Source organism: Pseudomonas sp. PVC-5-1, assembly GCF_057444345.1.
This window is the reverse complement of the sequence record NZ_CM172024.1, coordinates 5,140,917-5,159,052: the sequence shown is the minus strand read 5'-3', so window position 1 is coordinate 5,159,052 and position 18,136 is coordinate 5,140,917. Positions and strand designations below refer to the sequence as shown.

17 protein-coding genes are annotated in these 18,136 nt (G+C 63.8%); 15 read left to right on the top strand and 2 right to left on the bottom strand.

Annotated elements, in window-relative coordinates; all coding sequences use genetic code 11:
• The first annotated feature begins 31 nt into the window (after positions 1 to 31).
• Complete coding sequence (motA, locus tag AC2T3R_RS23630) at positions 32 to 883, top strand: flagellar motor stator protein MotA (RefSeq protein WP_015272014.1); 852 nt, start codon at positions 32 to 34, stop codon at positions 881 to 883.
• A 3-nt stretch (positions 884 to 886) separates the two neighbouring features.
• Positions 887 to 1,900 carry a flagellar motor protein MotB gene (gene motB / locus AC2T3R_RS23625; RefSeq protein WP_013974445.1) on the top strand — a complete coding sequence of 338 codons (1,014 nt, stop codon included), beginning with the start codon at positions 887 to 889 and terminating at the stop codon, positions 1,898 to 1,900.
• Between the two features lie 180 nt (positions 1,901 to 2,080).
• Here the strand turns inward: motB and rsgA are convergent, their stop codons facing one another.
• Entirely contained in the window at positions 2,081 to 3,112 is a 1,032-nt protein-coding gene (gene rsgA, locus AC2T3R_RS23620; RefSeq protein ID WP_486744339.1) for a small ribosomal subunit biogenesis GTPase RsgA, read from the bottom strand.
• Positions 3,113 to 3,255: 143 nt separating this feature from the next.
• Here rsgA and orn point away from each other — a divergent pair, with 143 nt between their 5' ends.
• Both orn and AC2T3R_RS23610 read left to right on the top strand, forming a co-directional pair.
• A complete protein-coding gene (gene orn / locus AC2T3R_RS23615; RefSeq protein WP_003258152.1) occupies positions 3,256 to 3,798 on the top strand; it encodes an oligoribonuclease in 543 nt (180 codons plus the stop codon).
• Between the two features lie 100 nt (positions 3,799 to 3,898).
• Positions 3,899 to 4,510 (top strand): trimeric intracellular cation channel family protein, encoded by a 612-nt coding sequence (locus AC2T3R_RS23610; RefSeq protein ID WP_046613337.1) that lies wholly within the window; start codon positions 3,899 to 3,901, stop codon positions 4,508 to 4,510.
• Positions 4,511 to 4,649: 139 nt separating this feature from the next.
• Here AC2T3R_RS23610 and queG read toward each other — a convergent pair whose 3' ends face one another.
• Positions 4,650 to 5,714: a tRNA epoxyqueuosine(34) reductase QueG gene (gene queG, locus AC2T3R_RS23605; RefSeq protein WP_410952252.1), complete on the bottom strand. Its 1,065-nt coding sequence runs from the start codon at positions 5,712 to 5,714 to the stop codon at positions 4,650 to 4,652.
• 65 nt (positions 5,715 to 5,779) lie between these two features.
• Here queG and AC2T3R_RS23600 point away from each other — a divergent pair, with 65 nt between their 5' ends.
• The 11 genes from AC2T3R_RS23600 to AC2T3R_RS23550 all read left to right on the top strand — a co-directional run bounded on the left by AC2T3R_RS23600 (position 5,780) and on the right by AC2T3R_RS23550 (position 18,062).
• Entirely contained in the window at positions 5,780 to 6,640 is an 861-nt protein-coding gene (locus tag AC2T3R_RS23600; protein ID WP_486744338.1) for an NAD(P)H-hydrate dehydratase, read from the top strand.
• A 2-nt stretch (positions 6,641 to 6,642) separates the two neighbouring features.
• Complete coding sequence (gene tsaE, locus AC2T3R_RS23595; protein ID WP_486745300.1) at positions 6,643 to 7,101, top strand: tRNA (adenosine(37)-N6)-threonylcarbamoyltransferase complex ATPase subunit type 1 TsaE; 459 nt, start codon at positions 6,643 to 6,645, stop codon at positions 7,099 to 7,101.
• A gap of 11 nt (positions 7,102 to 7,112) precedes the next feature.
• Positions 7,113 to 8,543, top strand: a complete 1,431-nt coding sequence (locus tag AC2T3R_RS23590) for an N-acetylmuramoyl-L-alanine amidase (protein ID WP_367245440.1) — start codon at positions 7,113 to 7,115, stop codon at positions 8,541 to 8,543.
• On the top strand, positions 8,540 to 10,435 hold the full coding sequence (mutL, locus tag AC2T3R_RS23585; RefSeq protein WP_280044295.1) for a DNA mismatch repair endonuclease MutL: 1,896 nt from the start codon (positions 8,540 to 8,542) through the stop codon (positions 10,433 to 10,435). The genes AC2T3R_RS23590 and mutL overlap by 4 nt, the downstream gene beginning before the upstream one ends.
• Before the next feature lies 1 nt (position 10,436).
• Positions 10,437 to 11,408 carry a tRNA (adenosine(37)-N6)-dimethylallyltransferase MiaA gene (gene miaA, locus AC2T3R_RS23580; protein WP_013974436.1) on the top strand — a complete coding sequence of 324 codons (972 nt, stop codon included), beginning with the start codon at positions 10,437 to 10,439 and terminating at the stop codon, positions 11,406 to 11,408.
• A gap of 94 nt (positions 11,409 to 11,502) precedes the next feature.
• Positions 11,503 to 11,763, top strand: coding sequence for an RNA chaperone Hfq (gene hfq, locus AC2T3R_RS23575; protein WP_003258160.1), 261 nt, complete (start codon positions 11,503 to 11,505; stop codon positions 11,761 to 11,763).
• 12 nt (positions 11,764 to 11,775) lie between these two features.
• A complete protein-coding gene (gene hflX / locus AC2T3R_RS23570; protein ID WP_015272005.1) occupies positions 11,776 to 13,077 on the top strand; it encodes a ribosome rescue GTPase HflX in 1,302 nt (433 codons plus the stop codon).
• A gap of 96 nt (positions 13,078 to 13,173) precedes the next feature.
• Positions 13,174 to 14,355 (top strand): FtsH protease activity modulator HflK, encoded by a 1,182-nt coding sequence (hflK, locus tag AC2T3R_RS23565; protein WP_024087812.1) that lies wholly within the window; start codon positions 13,174 to 13,176, stop codon positions 14,353 to 14,355.
• The gene (gene hflC, locus AC2T3R_RS23560; protein WP_013974432.1) at positions 14,355 to 15,224 is read left to right on the top strand and encodes a protease modulator HflC; all 870 of its coding nucleotides are present in this window, start codon (positions 14,355 to 14,357) and stop codon (positions 15,222 to 15,224) included. The genes hflK and hflC overlap by 1 nt, the downstream gene beginning before the upstream one ends.
• A 301-nt stretch (positions 15,225 to 15,525) precedes the next feature.
• Positions 15,526 to 16,713 (top strand): ATP phosphoribosyltransferase regulatory subunit, encoded by a 1,188-nt coding sequence (locus tag AC2T3R_RS23555; protein ID WP_013974431.1) that lies wholly within the window; start codon positions 15,526 to 15,528, stop codon positions 16,711 to 16,713.
• A 56-nt stretch (positions 16,714 to 16,769) separates the two neighbouring features.
• Positions 16,770 to 18,062, top strand: coding sequence for an adenylosuccinate synthase (locus AC2T3R_RS23550; protein WP_013974430.1), 1,293 nt, complete (start codon positions 16,770 to 16,772; stop codon positions 18,060 to 18,062).
• Positions 18,063 to 18,136: the final 74 nt, after the last annotated feature.

The following is an 18,136-nucleotide window of genomic DNA, read 5'->3' as shown; positions in this document are numbered from 1 at the left end:
CCCTGACCACGACAGCAAGTGCTTTGAACCTATGGCTAAAATTATCGGCATCATCGTCGTATTCGCGAGCGTGCTCGGCGGATACGTGCTTTCCCACGGCAAGATCGCGGCACTGATCCAGCCGTTCGAAGTACTGATCATCGGCGGTGCGGCCTTTGGTGCATTCCTGCAGGCCAACCCTGGCCACATGACCATGCACGTCATCAAGAAGTCGATGAAGATGTTCGGCTCGCGCTTCACTCACGCCTTCTACCTGGAAGTGCTGGGCCTGGTGTACGAAATTCTCAACAAGAGCCGGCGCGAAGGCATGATGGCCATCGAGGCCGATATCGAGGATGCCGCCGCCAGCCCGATCTTCGCCAAGTACCCGACGGTGCTGGCCGATGAGCGCATGACCGCGTTCGTCTGCGACTATCTGCGCATCATGTCCACCGGCAACATGGCCCCGCACGAACTCGAGGGCCTGTTCGACATGGAACTGCTGAGCATGAAGGAAGAACTGGAGCACCCGTCCCATGCGGTGACCGGCATCGCCGACGGTATGCCTGGCTTCGGTATCGTTGCGGCGGTACTGGGTATCGTGGTGACCATGGCCTCGCTCGGCGATGGTGACCAGGCCTCCATCGGCCTCCATGTGGGTGCGGCGCTGGTGGGTACCTTCTTCGGTATTCTGGCGGCCTACGGCTTCTTCGGCCCGTTGGCCAAGTGCCTGGAGCACGATGCCAAGGAAGAGCTGAACCTCTACGAATCGATCAAGGCCTCGCTGGTGGCCTCGGCCTCGGGCATGCCGCCTTCGCTGGCGGTCGAGTTCGGGCGCAAAGTGCTGTACCCCAAGCACCGCCCAAGCTTCGCCGAACTGGAACAAGCGGTTCGCGGTCGCTGAGTCATGGAGAACAATCAGCCCATCATCGTCAAGCGCGTCAAGCGCTTTGGCGGCGGCCACCACGGCGGCGCCTGGAAAATCGCCTTCGCCGACTTCGCCACGGCGATGATGGCGTTCTTCCTGGTGCTGTGGCTGTTGTCCACGGCCACCCCGGAACAGAAGATCGCCATTGCCGGCTACTTCAAGGACCCGATCGGCTTCTCGGAAAGCGGAACGCCCTACGTCATCGACCTGGGCGGCTCGCCTCAGCTGGCGCCGGAAAAGACCATCAACCCCGAAGCCAAGTCGGAGCCGACGCCTGATACCAGCATTCAGCTGGACAAGGACCAGGTGGAGACCATGGCCGAGCAGGTCGAGCGTGAGCGCCTGGAGTTGCTGCTGCAGGAACTGCAGAACAAGGTGGAAGAGAACCCGCAACTGCAGAAGTTCAAGGACCAGATCCTGTTCGAGATCACCCAGGACGGCCTGCGCATCCAGATCATGGACGCCGAGAACCGGCCGATGTTCGACATTGGCAGCGCGCGCCTGCAGCCGTACTTCGAGGACATCCTGCTGGCGATGGCCGACACCATCAAGGCGGTGCCGAACAAGATCAGCATCAGTGGCCACACCGACGCCAAGCCCTATGCCGGCAGTGGCGAGTTCGGCAACTGGGAATTGTCGGCCAACCGCGCCAACGCCGCGCGCCGTGCACTGGTGGCCGGCGGCTACCCGGATGGCCAGGTGGCGCGGGTGGTGGGTTATGCCTCGTCGTCGCTGTTCGACCGCAAGGACCCGTTCAACCCGGTCAACCGCCGCATCGACATCATCGTGCTGACCAAAAAAGCCCAGCGCAATATCGAAGGCGAGCAGGGCGCGCCGGAAGCACCGGCTGCCGAGCCCGCGCCGCCGGCCGCTGCGGCACCGGCGGCGCCAGGGGAGGCCGGGCAGGCCCCCATGCAGCCGCGTGAATTGCGCCAGAAGCTGAACATCTTCGAAGAGGGGACGCTGAAGATGGATGAGGCCAAGGACCAGTAGGTTCTTGGGGCGCCCTGCACGGTCCTTGTAGGAGCGGCCTTGCGTCGCGATCGGGCCGCAAGGCGGCCCCCGGATTTCTGCATTTTTGCAAAGATTGCTGGGGCCGCTCTGCGGCCCTATCGCGACGCAAGGCCGCTCCTACAGGCGCGTGCTGCAGCTGAGCCTCGCGCCCACAGGGGGTCAGTAAGCGTCTTCCGGCAAACTGGCGATGATCGAGCGGTAGCTGTTTATCCGTTGCTGCTTGATACGCCCCTCGTCCAGCGCCTTGAGCAGCGCGCAGCCCGGTTCGCGATCATGCTTGCAGTCGCGGAAGCGGCAGGTGCCGAACAGGTCGCGGAACTCGATGAAACCATCCTCCACATCACTGCGGCTGACGTGACCCAGGCCGAACTCGCGGATGCCCGGTGAGTCGATCAGGTCGCCACCATTGGGGAAGTGGTACAGCCGCGCGGTGGTGGTGGTGTGGGTACCCTGGCCAGACCATTCCGACAGGTCGCCGACACGGGTGCCGGCCTCCGGCAGCAGGCTGTTGACCAGCGACGACTTGCCCACCCCCGACTGGCCGACGAACACGCTGATGTGGCCGTCGAGCATCTGCTGCAGGCGTTGCATGCCGTCACCGTGATGTGCCGAGACCTCGAGCAGCGGGTAGCCGAGCTCGCGGTAAACCTCCAGCAGCGCATGCAGGCCCGGGCCGTTCTCTTCGTTGATCAGGTCGGCCTTGTTCAGCAGCAGCAGCGGGCGAATGCCGGCGTGCTCCGCGGCCACCAGGTAACGGTCGATCAGGTTGGGGTGCGGTTCGGGCGCGGGGGCAAAGACGATCACGATCAGGTCGACGTTGGCCGCCACCGGCTTCAGCTGGCCGTGGTTGTTAGGCCGGCACAGCTCGGTGCTGCGCGGCATCTGCGCGACGATCACACCAATGCCCTGGTTGCCCGCCCGCCATACCACGCGGTCGCCGGTAACCAGCGCCGGCAGGTTGGCGCGCAAGTGGCAACGGAACACCTGGCCCGCGGCTTCGCCGTCCTGGGCTTCCACTTCTACCTGCACACCGAAGTGCGCAATCACCAGGCCCAACTGCTCTGGCCCAAGGTCGCCACCCTCCAGTTCCTGCAGCACGTGCTGTTCGCGTTTGGCCGCACGCGCGGCGCGCTCGTTCTGGATTTTTTCGATGCGCCAGTTCTGGCGGCGATTGAGCTGGCGTTTGGCCATGAAGGTTCCGTGCGTGGGGGCAGGTTGAAAACGGCAGGCAGTTTAGCACGCCAGGCGCCGGACCATTTGGCTTACCTTCGCACCGTGAATGGGCGTGCCTTGGCCACTACGCTACTATGACGGCCTATACGAGGAGCCCCCGCATGCAAAACCCACAGAACCTGATCTGGATCGACCTGGAAATGACCGGCCTGGATCCGGACAGCGACGTCATCATCGAGATGGCCACCATTGTCACCGACAGCGAACTGAACACCCTGGCCGAAGGGCCGGTGATTGCCATCCACCACAGTGACGAAGTGCTGGCGCGCATGGACGAGTGGAATACCCGCACCCATGGCGCTTCGGGCCTGACCCAGCGCGTTCGCGAGAGCAAGGTCGGCATGGCCGAAGCCGAGGCGCAGACCATTGCCTTCCTCGAGCAGTGGGTACCGAAAGGCAAGTCCCCGATCTGTGGCAACAGCATCTGCCAGGACCGCCGTTTCCTGTACCGACACATGCGCAACCTGGAAAACTACTTCCATTACCGCAATCTCGATGTTTCGACCCTGAAGGAACTGGCTGCACGCTGGGCACCTGATGTGCGCGACAGCTTCAAGAAGGGCAACACCCACCTGGCGCTGGACGACATCCGCGAATCGATCGCCGAACTGCGCCACTATCGCGAGCACTTCATCAAGGTGTGAGCCGAAAAGGCGCAGATATTGTATCTGCGCCCTCTTTTGGTGCCATGGGCAACTGGTTAGACTGCGCGCCTTTCTCGCACGCCCGCACGGACCCCGCACCATGTTGTTGATGCTCTATCTCATCGCCATCACCGCCGAAGCCATGACCGGCGCGTTGTCTGCAGGCCGCCGCGGCATGGACTGGTTCGGCGTGGTGCTGATTGCCTGCGTCACCGCCCTGGGTGGCGGCTCGGTGCGTGACGTGCTTCTCGGGCATTACCCGCTGACCTGGGTGAAGCATCCTGAATACCTGGTGCTGACCAGCTGTGCGGCGCTGCTAACCATTTTCATCGCGCCGATGATGCGCCGCCTGCGCTCGCTGTTCCTGGTGCTCGACGCCCTGGGGCTGGTGGCTTTTACCTTGATTGGCTGCATGACTGCGCTGGAGATGGGGCAGGGCATGCTGGTGGCGTCGATCAGCGGGGTGATCACCGGAGTATTTGGCGGGATCCTGCGGGACATTTTCTGTAACGACATCCCCCTGGTATTCCGCCGCGAGCTTTACGCCAGCGTATCGTTTGCTGCGGCGTGGTTCTATCTGGGCTGCGTGCACTTCAAGGTGCCGGCGGAGCAGGCGATGCTGCTGACCTTGTTTGGCGGGTTCCTGGTTCGGCTGCTGGCGATTCGGTTCCATTGGGAGATGCCCAAGTTCCACTACAACGACCAGCAGTAACGCAGTTCCGGCACAACATGGCCCCTGTGGGAGCGGGCGTGCCCGCGAACACCGGCAGAGCCGGTGCCATCCACCACGTTGTCTGATTCGCGGGCACGCCCACTCCCACAAGGGCGGCGCAAGCTCTGGGGCTGGGTCGCTATCGAACGCCGTGCTGCGCCAGCGCCCACTCCACATGCTCCCTCACCAGCTCCGAGGCATCCTCGCGCCGCGCCTTCAGCGCTTCGATCACCGGGATTGTCGATGGCGCATTGCCAAGCCCCACCGCCAGGTTGCGCAACCAGCGCTCATACCCGGCCCGGCGCAATGGCCCGCCTTCGGTCTTGCGCAGGAAGGTCCTTTCATCCCACAGGAACATCTCCGCTAACTCGGCATTCTCCAGCCCGTGCCGTGGCTGGAAGTCCTGCTCCTGGCTGTGCCTGGCAAAACGGTTCCATGGGCAGACGATCTGGCAATCGTCGCAACCGAATACACGGTTGCCCATCTTTGAACGCAACTCGACGGGGATCGGCCCCCGTAGTTCGATGGTCAGGTAGGAGATGCAGCGCCGAGCATCCAGCACATACGGCCCGACGAAGGCCTGGGTCGGGCAGATGTCCAGGCAGGCCTGGCAGCGCCCGCAATGTTCGCTGGTGGTGGCTTCGTCCACCGGCAGCGGCAGGTCGACGAACAGCTCGGCGAGGAAGAAATAGCTGCCCGCCTTGCGGTTGAGCAGCAGGGTGTTCTTGCCGATCCAGCCCAGCCCGGCCTGCTCGGCCAGGGCCTTTTCCAGCACCGGAGCGCTGTCGACGAAGGCGCGGTAGCCGAACGGGCCGATGGCTTCCTGAATGCGATCGGCCAGGAACTGCACGCGCTTGCGCACCAGCTTGTGGTAATCCCGGCCCAGGGCGTAGCGCGATACGTAGGCTTTTTCGGGCTGTGCCAGGCGCTGCGCCATCTGTGTGTCGCCGGGCAGGTAGTCCATGCGCAGCGATACCACGCGTACCGTGCCAGGGATCAGTTGCTCTGGGTGTGCACGCTTGCTGCCGTGGGCACCCAGGTAATCCATCTCGCCCTGGTAGCCAGCGTCGAGCCAGCGCTGCAGGTGGTGTTCGTGTTCGCCAAGGTCTACCCCGGCGATGCCAACATGGGCAAAACCGAGTTCTTGGCCCCAAATCTTGATCGATTGGGCCAGTTGGGCGAGGTCAGGCGTACAGACGGACATGGATGGGCAAGGCAATACGGGCTCAGGTGCGTATAATTCTGCCAGACATTGGAGCCTTTGACCCCATGCCGCAGACCAAACACCCCAGCCATACCCCTCAATTGCTCAGCAGTGTGACTGTCGCGCACCTGCCGGCACGTCATGCGCATGCCCACAAAGGCGACTTCGGCCATGTACTGGTGGTCGGTGGCGACCTTGGTACCGGAGGCGCTGTGCTGCTCAGTGCCGAAGCCGCCCTGCGCGGTGGCGCGGGGCTGGTCAGTGTGGCGACCCGGCCCGAACACGTGACTGCCAGCCTGGCGCGCCTGCCGGAGGTCATGTGCCTGGGCGTCACTTCAGCCAACCAACTGATGGGCGTGCTGGAGCGCGCTTCGGTGCTGGTGGTCGGCCCAGGCCTGGGTCAGGCGGCCTGGGGTCGCAGCCTGCTGTCGGCGGTGGCCAATGCCGAACGCCCACAGGTGTGGGACGCCGATGCCCTGAACTTGCTGGCGCGCACCCCGCTGGCCCTGCCCAGTGGCAGCATCCTTACCCCGCACCCCGGGGAGGCGGCGCGGCTGCTGGGCATTTCCACCGAGGCTGTACAGGCGGATCGCCCGGGCGCTGCACGCAAGCTGGCGCGGCGTTACAACAGCGTCTGCGTGCTCAAGGGGGCCGGCACTCTGGTAGCCGACCCGGCCGGGCAACTGCTGTTGTGCGAACGTGGCCACCCGGCCATGGCCGGTGCCGGCCTGGGCGATGTGCTGACCGGCGTGCTGGCGGCGCTGTTGGCCCAAGGCCTGGATGCTTGGCACGCCGCGGGGCTGGGGGTATGGCTGCACGCCTGTGCCGGCGAGCGTCTGGGCGTAAAAGGTAGAGGCCTGGCTGCCAGCGATCTGGCGCCGGTCATTCGTGAGTTGTTGGAGGAGCATTCTGCGTGTCTGGCTTAAACCTGTTTCTGGCCGATGAAGCGGCCACGGTCAAATTCGGCGCAAAACTGGCCGAGGTGACCGGCGGTCACGGCGTGATTTTTCTGGAAGGTGACCTGGGCGCGGGCAAAACCACGCTGTCGCGTGGCCTGATTCGTGGCCTGGGCCATACTGGTGCAGTGAAAAGTCCGACCTTCACCGTAGTCGAGCCTTACGAGATCGGTGAGGTGCGGGCGTTCCATTTCGACCTGTATCGCCTGGTCGATCCGGAAGAGCTGGAGTTCATGGGCATTCGTGACTATTTCGAGGGCGACCCGCTGTGCCTGTTCGAGTGGCCACAAAAGGGTGCGGGCGTTTTGCCAAAGCCCGACCTGACCATTACCATAAGCCCCCAAGCGGGCGGACGCTCGCTGAACCTTTCGCCGCAGGGGGCTCGCGGCGAGGCCTGGTGCGTGGCACTGGCCGAACACTATAAACAGTAAGTGGGGTAGGTATGCGCATACGCGCACTGGTCGCCATCGTTGGGCTGCTGCTGACAACGGTGACCGTTGACGCTCTGGCCGTCACTCAAGTCAAGAGCATGCGCCTGTGGCGCGCGCCGGACAACACGCGGCTGGTCTTCGACCTGTCTGGCCCCGTGCAGCATAGCGTCTTCACCCTGAGCGCACCTGATCGCCTGGTTATCGACATCAATGGCGCGACCTTGGCCGCGCCACTGAATGTGGCTACCTCCAATACGCCGATCAGCAGCGTGCGTTCGGCCCAGCGCACACCGACCGATCTGCGTGTGGTGGTCGACCTGAAAAAGTCGGTCACCCCAAAAAGCTTCACCCTGGCGCCCAATGCCCAGTACGGCAACCGCCTGGTGGTCGACCTGTACGACCAGGAGGCTGACGCCATCGCGGCCAGCGCGCCGGCTCCGGCCCCGAATCCGGCACCAACGCCTGCAACCACGCCAGCAGTACCGGTGACCCCGGCCCAGCCTGCCATCAAGCTGCCGCCGGTTCCCAACGGCAAGCGTGACATCGTGGTTGCCATCGACGCCGGTCACGGCGGCGAAGACCCGGGTGCATCCGGCTCGCGTGGCCAGCATGAAAAAGACATCGTGCTGCAGATCGCCAAGGAACTGCAGCGCCAGATCAACAGCGAAAAAGGCTTCCGGGCCGAGCTGACCCGTACCGGCGACTACTTCATCCCACTGCGCAAGCGCACGGAAATCGCCCGCAAGAAGGGCGCCGACCTGTTCATCTCGATCCACGCCGACGCCGCGCCGTCCCGCGCCGCCTTTGGCGCCTCGGTGTTCGCCCTGTCCGACCGCGGCGCTACCTCCGAGACTGCGCGCTGGCTTGCCGACACGGAAAACCGTTCCGACCTGATCGGTGGTGCCGGTAACGTCAGCCTCGACGACAAGGACCGTATGCTGGCCGGCGTGCTGCTCGACCTGTCGATGACCGCCACGCTCAGCTCCAGCCTCAATGTCGGGCAGAAGGTGCTGGGCAACATGGGCCGCATTACTTCACTGCACAAGCAGCGGGTGGAACAGGCCGGCTTCATGGTGCTGAAGTCGCCGGATATCCCGTCGATCCTCGTTGAAACCGGGTTCATCTCGAACAACAACGAAGCCGCCAAGCTGGCCACCGCCAGCCATCAGCAGGCCCTGGCCCGTTCGATCCATACCGGTGTGCGCCAGTACTTCCAGCAGAACCCGCCGCCAGGCACCTACATCGCCTGGCTGCGCGATACCGGCAAGATCGCCGCTGGCCCGCGTGAGCACACGGTGCGCCCTGGCGAGACCCTGGCGATGCTTGCCGTTCGCTACCAGGTCAGCGTGACCAGCCTGCGCAGCACCAACAGCCTCAAGACCGATGAGCTGAAGGTCGGCCAGCGCCTCGATATCCCTGCTACCACGTTGGCCTCGCAATGAGTGGCGGTTCGCGCATCCAGCTGCTCAGCCCGCGGCTGGCCAACCAGATTGCCGCCGGCGAGGTTGTCGAGCGGCCGGCCTCTGTCGCCAAAGAGTTGCTGGAGAACAGCCTGGACTCCGGCGCCCGGCGTATCGACGTGGAAGTTGAGCAGGGCGGCGTCAAGCTGCTGCGAGTGCGAGACGATGGCAGCGGCATCTCCGCCGACGACCTGCCGCTGGCCCTGGCCCGTCACGCCACCAGCAAGATCCGTGAGTTGGAGGATCTGGAAGGGGTCTTGAGCCTGGGCTTTCGTGGTGAGGCCCTGGCCTCGATCAGCTCGGTGGCGCGCCTGACCCTGACCTCGCGTACCGCCAGCGCTACCGAGGCCTGGCAGGTGGAAACCGAAGGCCGGGACATGACCCCGCGGGTGCAGCCGGCGGCGCACCCGGTGGGTACTTCGGTGGAAGTGCGCGACCTGTTCTTCAATACCCCGGCCCGGCGCAAGTTCCTCAAGGCCGAGAAAACCGAATTCGATCACCTGCAGGAAGTGATACGGCGCCTGGCGCTGGCGCGCTTCGATGTCGGCTTCCACCTGCGCCACAACGGCAAGAGCATCCTTAGCCTGCACGAGGCCCACGATGAAACCGCCCGTGCGCGGCGGGTGGGCGCCATCTGCGGCCCGGGCTTCATGGAGCAGGCGCTGCCGATCGACGTGGAACGCAACGGCCTGCGCCTTTGGGGCTGGGTCGGCCTGCCGACGTTCTCGCGCAGCCAGGCAGACCTGCAGTATTTCTTCGTCAACGGCCGTGCGGTGCGCGACAAGCTGGTCGCCCACGCCGTGCGCCAGGCTTACCGCGACGTGCTGTTCAATGGTCGGCACCCGACCTTCGTGCTGTTCCTGGAGCTGGAGCCCAACGGCGTCGACGTCAACGTGCACCCGACCAAGCACGAAGTGCGTTTCCGCGAGGGGCGCTCGGTGCACGACTTCCTGTATGGCACCTTGCATCGCGCGCTGGCCGATGTGCGCCCGGAAGACCAGTTGGCGGCGCCAGCTGCCGTACCCGAAGTGGTCCGCGCCACGGGCCAGCAGGCCGGTGAGTTCGGCCCCCAGGGCGAAATGCGCCTTGCCTCGCCGGTGCTCGAGCAGCCACGTGGCCCGCAGCAGTCATTCTCCAGCGGTGGTAGTGGTGTGGGTTACCAGTACCAGTACACGCCGCGCCCCTCGCAGCCGCTGCCGGCCGCCGAGGCACAGGCGGTGTATCGCGAGTTCTACAAACCGCTGGATGAAGGCGCGGTGCCGACGACGCTGCCTGAAAGCCAGGGCGATATTCCCCCGCTGGGCTACGCGTTGGCGCAGCTCAAGGGTATCTACATCCTGGCCGAGAATGCCATTGGCCTGGTGCTGGTAGACATGCACGCCGCTCACGAGCGCATCATGTACGAGCGCCTCAAGGTGGCCATGGCCAGCGAAGGCCTCAGCGGCCAGCCGCTGCTGGTGCCCGAGACCCTGGCCCTGAGCCAGCGTGAAGCAGACTGCGCCGAAGAGCACGCGCAGTGGTTCCAACGGCTGGGTTTCGAACTGCAGCGTCTGGGCCCCGAGACCTTGGCTATCCGCCAGATCCCGGCTTTGCTCAAGCAGGCTGAGGCCAACCGCCTGGTGCAGGATGTACTCGCCGACCTGATGGAATACGGCACCAGCGACCGTATCCAGGCGCACCTCAACGAGCTGCTCGGTACCATGGCCTGTCACGGTGCCGTGCGCGCTAACCGGCGCCTGGCGATCCCCGAGATGAACGCCCTGCTGCGTGACATGGAAAACACCGAGCGCAGCGGTCAGTGCAACCATGGTCGCCCCACCTGGACCCAGATGGGCCTGGACGACCTGGACAAACTCTTCCTGCGCGGTCGATGAAATGAGCGGCAAGCCCCCTGCAATATTCCTGATGGGCCCGACGGCGGCCGGCAAGACCGACCTGGCCATCGAGCTGACCAAAGTACTGCCGTGCGAGCTGATCAGCGTCGATTCGGCGCTGGTCTACCGCGGCATGGACATCGGTTCGGCCAAGCCCTCCAAAGAAATCCTCGCCGCCCACCCGCACCGGCTGATCGACATTCGCGACCCGGCCGAAAGCTATTCGGCTGCGCAGTTCCGTGCCGATGCCCTGGAGGCCATGGCCGAGATCACCGCGCGCGGCAAGATCCCGCTGCTGGTGGGCGGCACCATGCTCTATTACAAGGCGTTGATCGATGGCCTGGCCGACATGCCGGCGGCCGATGCCGCGGTGCGTGCCGAGCTGGAAGCCCAGGCCGAAGCGCTGGGCCTGGCCGAGTTGCACCGCCAGTTGGCCGAGGTTGACCCTGAGTCGGCGGCGCGTATCCACCCCAACGACCCGCAGCGGTTGATCCGGGCGTTGGAGGTTTACCGGGTGAGTGGCGAGAGCATGACGGCACATCGACAGCGTCAATTCGCGGAAAGTCGCGGCGCAGACGCAGGCGCTGGCGGACATTTGCCCTATACTGTCGCGAGTTTGGCGATTGCTCCTACAGATCGTCACATTTTGCATCAGCGAATTGCGTTACGATTTTCACAGATGCTGGAACAGGGCTTCGTCGACGAGGTCCGATCGCTGCGAGCCAGAAGTGACTTGCACGCCGGGCTGCCGTCTATACGGGCAGTGGGGTATCGGCAGGTCTGGGATTACCTGGACGGCAAGCTGACTGAGAATGAGATGCGTGAACGCGGTATCATTGCCACCAGGCAGCTGGCCAAGCGGCAGTTCACCTGGTTGCGTGGCTGGCCTGAAGTACACTGGCTTGACAGCCTGGCCTGCGACAATCTGTCCCGCACCTTGAAATACCTTGGGGCCATCTCCATATTGAGCTGAGTCCCTGCTGATTGCCGTCTATTCTTGCGAAGGGGCGGCCTAATTTATCGATTTTCTTGATTTTCTATTATTTATCCTTACAGGAGTGCGGCATATGTCAAAAGGGCATTCGCTACAAGACCCTTACTTGAACACCTTGAGAAAAGAAAAGGTCCCGGTATCCATCTATCTGGTCAACGGCATCAAACTGCAGGGTTCGATCGAGTCCTTCGACCAGTTCGTGGTACTGCTGAAGAACACCGTCAGCCAGATGGTCTACAAGCACGCCATCTCGACCGTGGTTCCTGCCCGTCCGGTTCGTCTGCCAAGCCCGTCCGATTCCGAACATGGCGACAGCGAGCCAGGCAACGCCTGATAGGAGCCTGCATTGTTCTTTGAGCGCCACGGTGGTGGTGAGCGGGCGTTGCTCGTTCACTTGGAAGGTCAGAACCCTGAGGCGCGCGAAGACCCGCAGGAGTTTCAGGAACTGGCATTGTCGGCCGGTGCCGACATCGTCTCGCTGGTCACGGTGGCAAGGCATCAGCCTTCCGCCAAATACCTGATTGGCAGTGGCAAGGTCGAAGAGTTGCACGACCTGGTCCATGCCGAACAGGTAGACCTGGTGATTTTCAATCACACCCTCACGCCCAGTCAGGAGCGCAACCTCGAGCGTGTGTTCGAGTGTCGTGTGCTCGACCGTACCGGGCTGATCCTCGATATCTTCGCCCAGCGGGCGCGCACCCATGAAGGCAAGCTGCAGGTCGAACTGGCCCAGCTCGAGCACATGAGCACGCGGCTGGTGCGCGGCTGGACCCACCTTGAGCGACAGAAGGGTGGTATCGGCCTGCGCGGCCCGGGTGAAACCCAGCTGGAAACCGACCGCCGCCTGTTGCGGGTGCGCATTCGCCAGATCAAGTCACGCCTGGAGAAGGTGCGCAGCCAGCGCGAGCAGGCACGCCGCGGGCGCAAGCGTGCGGACATTCCGTCGGTATCGCTGGTGGGTTATACCAACGCCGGCAAGTCCACGCTGTTCAACGCCCTGACAGAATCCGAGGTGTATGCCGCGGACCAGCTGTTCGCTACCCTCGACCCGACCCTGCGCCGGCTCGAGCTGAACGACCTGGGGCCGATCGTGCTGGCCGACACCGTGGGCTTCATTCGCCACCTGCCGCACAAGCTGGTCGAGGCATTTCGGGCTACGCTCGAAGAGTCGAGCAACTCCGACTTGTTGCTGCATGTGATCGACGCCCATGAGCCGGAGCGCATGGAGCAGATCGAGCAGGTGCTGGCGGTGTTGGGCGAGATTGGCGCCGAAGGGTTGCCGATCCTCGAGGTGTATAACAAACTCGACTTGCTCGAAGATGTCGAGCCGCAGATCCAGCGCAATGCCGATGGCAAGCCGGAACGGGTCTGGGTATCGGCACGCGATGGGCGTGGCCTGGAGCTGGTCGGCCAGGCGATTGCCGAGTTGCTGGGGGATGATCTGTTTGTCGGTACCCTGTGTCTGGAGCAGCGTTTTGCCCGCTTGCGCGCGCAATTCTTTGCCTTGGGTGCCGTGCAGAGTGAAGAGCATGATGAAGAAGGGCGCAGCCTGCTGAGCGTGCGACTGCCCATGGTCGAACTGAATCGCCTGGTCAGCCGCGAAGGCATGGAGCCGCAAGTGTTTGTCGAGCAACACACTTTGCAATAAATGCTCGTCGAGGTCGCCGGGCAGCAGTGACAGGCATTCTGTAGCATTGGACGGCGCGCCGTGGGCGCGTCTTTGCTTTATCAGATGGAGAGCGCTATGGCTTGGAACGAGCCGGGTGGCAACTCGAACAATCAGGATCCCTGGGGCGGTCGCCGGAATGGCGGTGGCGGCGGTGGTGACAAGAAAGGTCCACCGGACCTGGACGAGGCCTTCCGCAAATTGCAGGACAGCCTGAACGGCATGTTCGGCAGTGGCAAAAAACGTGGCGGCGGTGGCCGCAATGTCGGCAAGGGCGGTGGCCTGGGCCTGCTGGGCATCGGCCTGGCGGTGCTGGCTGCTATCTGGCTGTACAGCGCCGTGTACGTGGTCGACGAGCAGGAGCAGGCCGTGGTGCTGCGCTTCGGCAAGTACTATGAGACGGTCGGCCCCGGCCTGAACATCTACTTCCCGCCGATCGATCGCAAGTACATGGAGAACGTCACGCGCGAGCGTGCCTATACCAAGCAGGGCCAGATGCTGACCGAAGACGAGAACATCGTCGAGGTACCGCTGACCGTCCAGTACAAGATCAGCAACCTGCAGGACTTCGTGCTCAACGTCGACCAGCCTGAGGTCAGCCTGCAGCACGCGACCGAGAGTGCCCTGCGCCATGTGGTGGGCTCCACCTCGATGGACCAGGTGCTGACCGAAGGTCGTGAGCAGATGGCCGTGGATATCCGCGAGCGCCTGCAGCGTTTCCTCGACACCTACCGTACCGGTATCACTGTCACCCAGGTCAACGTACAGAGCGCGGCTGCACCGCGTGAAGTGCAGGAAGCCTTCGACGATGTGATCCGTGCCCGTGAAGACGAGCAGCGTGCCCGCAACCAGGCCGAGTCCTACGCCAACGGCGTGGTACCGGAAGCCCGTGGTCAGGCACAGCGCATCATCGAGGACGCCAACGGTTACCGCGACGAAGTCATTGCCCGCGCCAAGGGTGAGGCCGATCGCTTCACCAAGCTGGTCGCCGAGTACCGCAAGGCACCTGACGTGACCCGTCAGCGCCTGTATCTGGAGACCATGCAAGAGGTCTACAGCAATTCGAGCAAGGTCATGGTGGCAACCAAGGACGGGCAGAACAACCTGCTCTACCTGCCGCTGGACAAGATGGTCGAAGGCAGCCGCAACCCGTCCGCGCCGACCACCAGCGTGTCGCCATCGGTCAACGATGCGGCCGCCCGTGCGGCGCAGGACCTGCAACAGCAACAGCAGCCGCTGCGTACTAGGGAGAGCCGCTGATGAGCAACAGATCGCTGATCGCCCTGATCGCCGCCGTGGTCCTGGCCATCGTGGCCTGGAACAGCTTCTACATCGTGTCCCAGACCGAGCGTGCGGTATTGCTGCGCTTCGGTAAGGTAGTCCAGGCGGATGTACAGCCGGGCATGCACGTGAAGATTCCGTACGTGAACCAGGTGCGCAAGTTCGACGCCCGCCTGATGACCCTCGACGCCCCGACCCAGCGGTTCCTGACTCTGGAGAAGAAAGCGGTAATGGTCGACGCCTACGCCAAGTGGCGCGTCAAGGACGCCGAACGTTTCTACACCGCCACATCCGGCATGAAACAGATCGCCGACGAGCGTCTGTCGCGTCGTCTGGAAAGCGGCCTGCGTGACCAGTTCGGTAAACGTACCCTGCATGAAGTGGTTTCCGGTGAACGTGACGCGCTGATGGCTGACATCACTGCTTCGCTGAACCGCATGGCCGCCAAGGAGCTGGGTATCGAGGTGGTCGACGTGCGCGTCAAGGCCATCGACCTGCCGAAGGAAGTCAACCGCAGCGTGTTCGACCGCATGAGCACCGAGCGTGAACGTGAAGCCCGCGAGCACCGCGCCAAGGGTAACGAGTTGGCTGAAGGTATCCGTGCCGATGCCGATCGTCAGCGCCGCGTACTGCTGGCTGAGGCCTATCGCGAAGCAGAGGAAACCCGCGGTGACGGCGACGCCCAGGCGGCCGCCATCTACGCCAAGGCCTACACCCAGGACGCTGATTTCTATGCGTTCTACCGTAGTCTGCAGGCGTACCGCGAGAGCTTCTCGAGCAAGAGCGACGTGCTGGTCCTGGACCCGAAGAACGAGTTCTTCCGCTTCCTGGACAAGAGCAGGCCGTGATGCTCAGGCCCTGATTTTCATGCGACGGCGCCCCGCCTGGCAGCTAAAACGCCAGGCGGGGTGCATCCTGAATGAAAAGGGGTGTATGATGAGGCAGCCGGGAAATTTCCCGGCTTTTTTGCGTCTGCAAGGTTGATTGGCAAACCGCCAGTTGGCGGATTGGTCAGGTCGCAAGGCAATTCGAGGGTGTCGGGTACGGTGGCTGCGCTGGGATCAGTGCTGCCCGCTGCTGTGCGCGATACCGGCTTTACTGACGGCTCGCCTGCTGGCAAGCCGCCCGGACCAGAGGGGAAATGGCGTAATGGCAACGGTAGACCGCTGGCTGCTGCCAGATGGCATCGAGGAAGTACTGCCACCTGAGGCCGCGCGCATCGAGATCGCGCGCCGCCAGGTGTTGGACCTGTTCCAGAGTTGGGGCTACGAGCTGGTCGTCACCCCGCATATCGAGTACCTGGAGTCGCTGCTCACCGGCGCCGGCCAGGACCTGGATCAGCGCACCTTCAAGGTAGTAGACCCGCAGTCCGGTCGCCTGATGGGCTTCCGCGCCGACTTCACCCCGCAGGTGGCGCGCATTGACGCCCACACCCTGCGCCGTGAAGGCCCGAGCCGCCTGTGCTATGCCGGCAGCGTGCTGCACGCCCAGCCGCGTGCCCTGTCCACCTCGCGCAGCCCGATCCAGCTGGGTGCCGAACTGTACGGCGACGCCAGCCCCACCAGCGATGTCGAAGTCATCAGCCTGATGCTCGCCACGCTGCAGCTGACCGATGTGCCAGATGTGCACATGGACCTGGGCCACGTCGGTATCTACCGCGGCCTGGCCCGTGCTGCCGGCCTGTCCGGCGCGGTCGAGCAGCAGCTGTTCGACGCCCTGCAGCGCAAGGCCGTGGATGAGGTTCAGGTGCTGACCGCCGACCTGCCGAAGGACCTGGGCAACATGCTGCGCGCGCTGGTGGAACTGTGCGGTGGCCGCGAAGTGCTGGCCGAAGCCCGCGTGCGCCTGGGCCGAGCCCCGGCCAGCGTGCTGGCGGCGCTGGACGACCTGCTGGCGATCGCCGATCGCCTGGCGTCGCGCTTCCCGGACCTGCCGCTGTACTTCGACCTCGGCGAGCTGCGCGGTTACCACTATCACACAGGCGTGGTGTTCGCCGTGTTCGTGCCGGGCGAAGGCCAATCGATCGCCCAGGGCGGGCGCTATGACGACATCGGCGCCGATTTCGGCCGGGCCCGCCCGGCCACCGGTTTCTCCACGGATTTGAAGACCCTGGTCACACTGGGGCGAGCGGAGGTCGTATTGCCAACTGGCGGCATCTGGATGCCGGACAGTGGCGACGCGGCCCTCTGGCAGCAAGTCTGCCAGTTGCGCAACGAGGGCCAGCGTGTGGTCCAGGCCCTGCCTGGCCAGCCGTTGAGTGCTGCTCTCGAGGCGGATTGTGATCGGCAATTGATTCAGCAAGACGGGCGCTGGCAGGTTCTGCCGCTGGCCCAGTGAGTTTCTGCGCCGGCAGTAGGCCGGCAACCAAGTTTGCGTGAATGAGGACCAATGTAATGGGTAAGAATGTCGTCGTCCTGGGCACCCAGTGGGGTGATGAGGGCAAAGGCAAGATCGTCGATCTGCTGACCGAACATGCTGCCGCCGTAGTGCGCTACCAGGGTGGCCACAACGCGGGTCACACCCTGGTGATCAACGGTGAAAAGACCGTTCTGCACCTGATTCCGTCCGGTATCCTGCGTGAAGGCGTACAGTGCCTGATCGGCAACGGCGTGGTCGTTGCCCCGGATGCCCTGATGCGTGAAATCACCAAGCTGGAAGAGAAGGGCGTGCCGGTGCGCGAGCGTCTGCGCATCAGCCCGGCTGCGCCGCTGATCCTGTCGTACCACGTTGCCCTGGACCAGGCCCGCGAAAAAGCCCGCGGCGAAGCCAAGATCGGTACCACCGGCCGCGGTATCGGCCCAGCCTACGAAGACAAGGTCGCACGTCGCGGCCTGCGCGTGGGCGACCTGTTCCACCGCGAGCGTTTCGCCGCCAAGCTGGGTGAGCTGCTGGACTACCACAACTTCCAGCTGGTGAACTACTACAAAGAGCCGGCCATCGACTTCCAGCAGACCCTGGACGAGTGCATGGCCTATGCCGAACAGCTCAAGCCGATGATGCTCGACGTTACCGCCGAGCTGCATAACCTGCGTCGTGCCGGCAAGGACATCATGTTCGAAGGCGCCCAGGGCTCGCTGCTGGACATCGACCACGGTACCTACCCGTACGTCACCAGCTCCAACACCACCGCTGGCGGTATCTCCACCGGTTCTGGCGTTGGCCCGATGTACTTGGACTACATCCTGGGTATCACCAAGGCCTACACCACTCGCGTAGGTTCCGGTCCGTTCCCGACCGAACTGTTCGACGAGACTGGCGCTACCCTGGCCAAGCGTGGCCATGAGTTCGGCTCCACCACCGGCCGTGCGCGCCGTTGCGGCTGGTTCGATGCCGTGATCCTGCGTCGCGCCATCGACGTCAACAGCATCTCGGGCATCTGTCTGACCAAGCTGGACGTACTGGATGGCCTGGAAACCATCAACATCTGCGTTGGCTACAAGAACGAGAACGGTGCCGTCATCGACGCGCCTTCCGATGCCGACAGCTACATCGGCCTGGAGCCGGTGTACGAAGAGATGCCAGGCTGGAGCGAATCGACCCTGGGCGTGAAAACCCTGGAAGAACTGCCGGCTAACGCTCGCGCCTATATCAAGCGCATCGAAGAGCTGATCGGCGCGCCGATCGACATCATCTCCACCGGCCCGGACCGCAACGAGACCATCGTGCTGCGTCATCCGTTCGCCTGATCTGCCTTCCAGGCTGATCTGACGCCGTGGCCCTGAAAGGGGCTGCGGCGTTTTCATTTGTGGGGTATGCCTGT

What these genes read in the sequence shown, in the direction of transcription:
- motA (WP_015272014.1), top strand. Translation starts at nt 32, where the DNA reads ATGGCTAAAATTATCGGCATCATCGTCGTATTCGCGAGCGTGCTCGGC.
- motB (WP_013974445.1), top strand. Translation starts at nt 887, where the DNA reads ATGGAGAACAATCAGCCCATCATCGTCAAGCGCGTCAAGCGCTTTGGC.
- rsgA (WP_486744339.1), bottom strand. Translation starts at nt 3,112, where the DNA reads ATGGCCAAACGCCAGCTCAATCGCCGCCAGAACTGGCGCATCGAAAAA.
- orn (WP_003258152.1), top strand. Translation starts at nt 3,256, where the DNA reads ATGCAAAACCCACAGAACCTGATCTGGATCGACCTGGAAATGACCGGC.
- AC2T3R_RS23610 (WP_046613337.1), top strand. Translation starts at nt 3,899, where the DNA reads ATGTTGTTGATGCTCTATCTCATCGCCATCACCGCCGAAGCCATGACC.
- queG (WP_410952252.1), bottom strand. Translation starts at nt 5,714, where the DNA reads ATGTCCGTCTGTACGCCTGACCTCGCCCAACTGGCCCAATCGATCAAG.
- AC2T3R_RS23600 (WP_486744338.1), top strand. Translation starts at nt 5,780, where the DNA reads ATGCCGCAGACCAAACACCCCAGCCATACCCCTCAATTGCTCAGCAGT.
- AC2T3R_RS23590 (WP_367245440.1), top strand. Translation starts at nt 7,113, where the DNA reads ATGCGCATACGCGCACTGGTCGCCATCGTTGGGCTGCTGCTGACAACG.
- mutL (WP_280044295.1), top strand. Translation starts at nt 8,540, where the DNA reads ATGAGTGGCGGTTCGCGCATCCAGCTGCTCAGCCCGCGGCTGGCCAAC.
- miaA (WP_013974436.1), top strand. Translation starts at nt 10,437, where the DNA reads ATGAGCGGCAAGCCCCCTGCAATATTCCTGATGGGCCCGACGGCGGCC.
- hfq (WP_003258160.1), top strand. Translation starts at nt 11,503, where the DNA reads ATGTCAAAAGGGCATTCGCTACAAGACCCTTACTTGAACACCTTGAGA.
- hflK (WP_024087812.1), top strand. Translation starts at nt 13,174, where the DNA reads ATGGCTTGGAACGAGCCGGGTGGCAACTCGAACAATCAGGATCCCTGG.
- hflC (WP_013974432.1), top strand. Translation starts at nt 14,355, where the DNA reads ATGAGCAACAGATCGCTGATCGCCCTGATCGCCGCCGTGGTCCTGGCC.
- AC2T3R_RS23555 (WP_013974431.1), top strand. Translation starts at nt 15,526, where the DNA reads ATGGCAACGGTAGACCGCTGGCTGCTGCCAGATGGCATCGAGGAAGTA.
- AC2T3R_RS23550 (WP_013974430.1), top strand. Translation starts at nt 16,770, where the DNA reads ATGGGTAAGAATGTCGTCGTCCTGGGCACCCAGTGGGGTGATGAGGGC.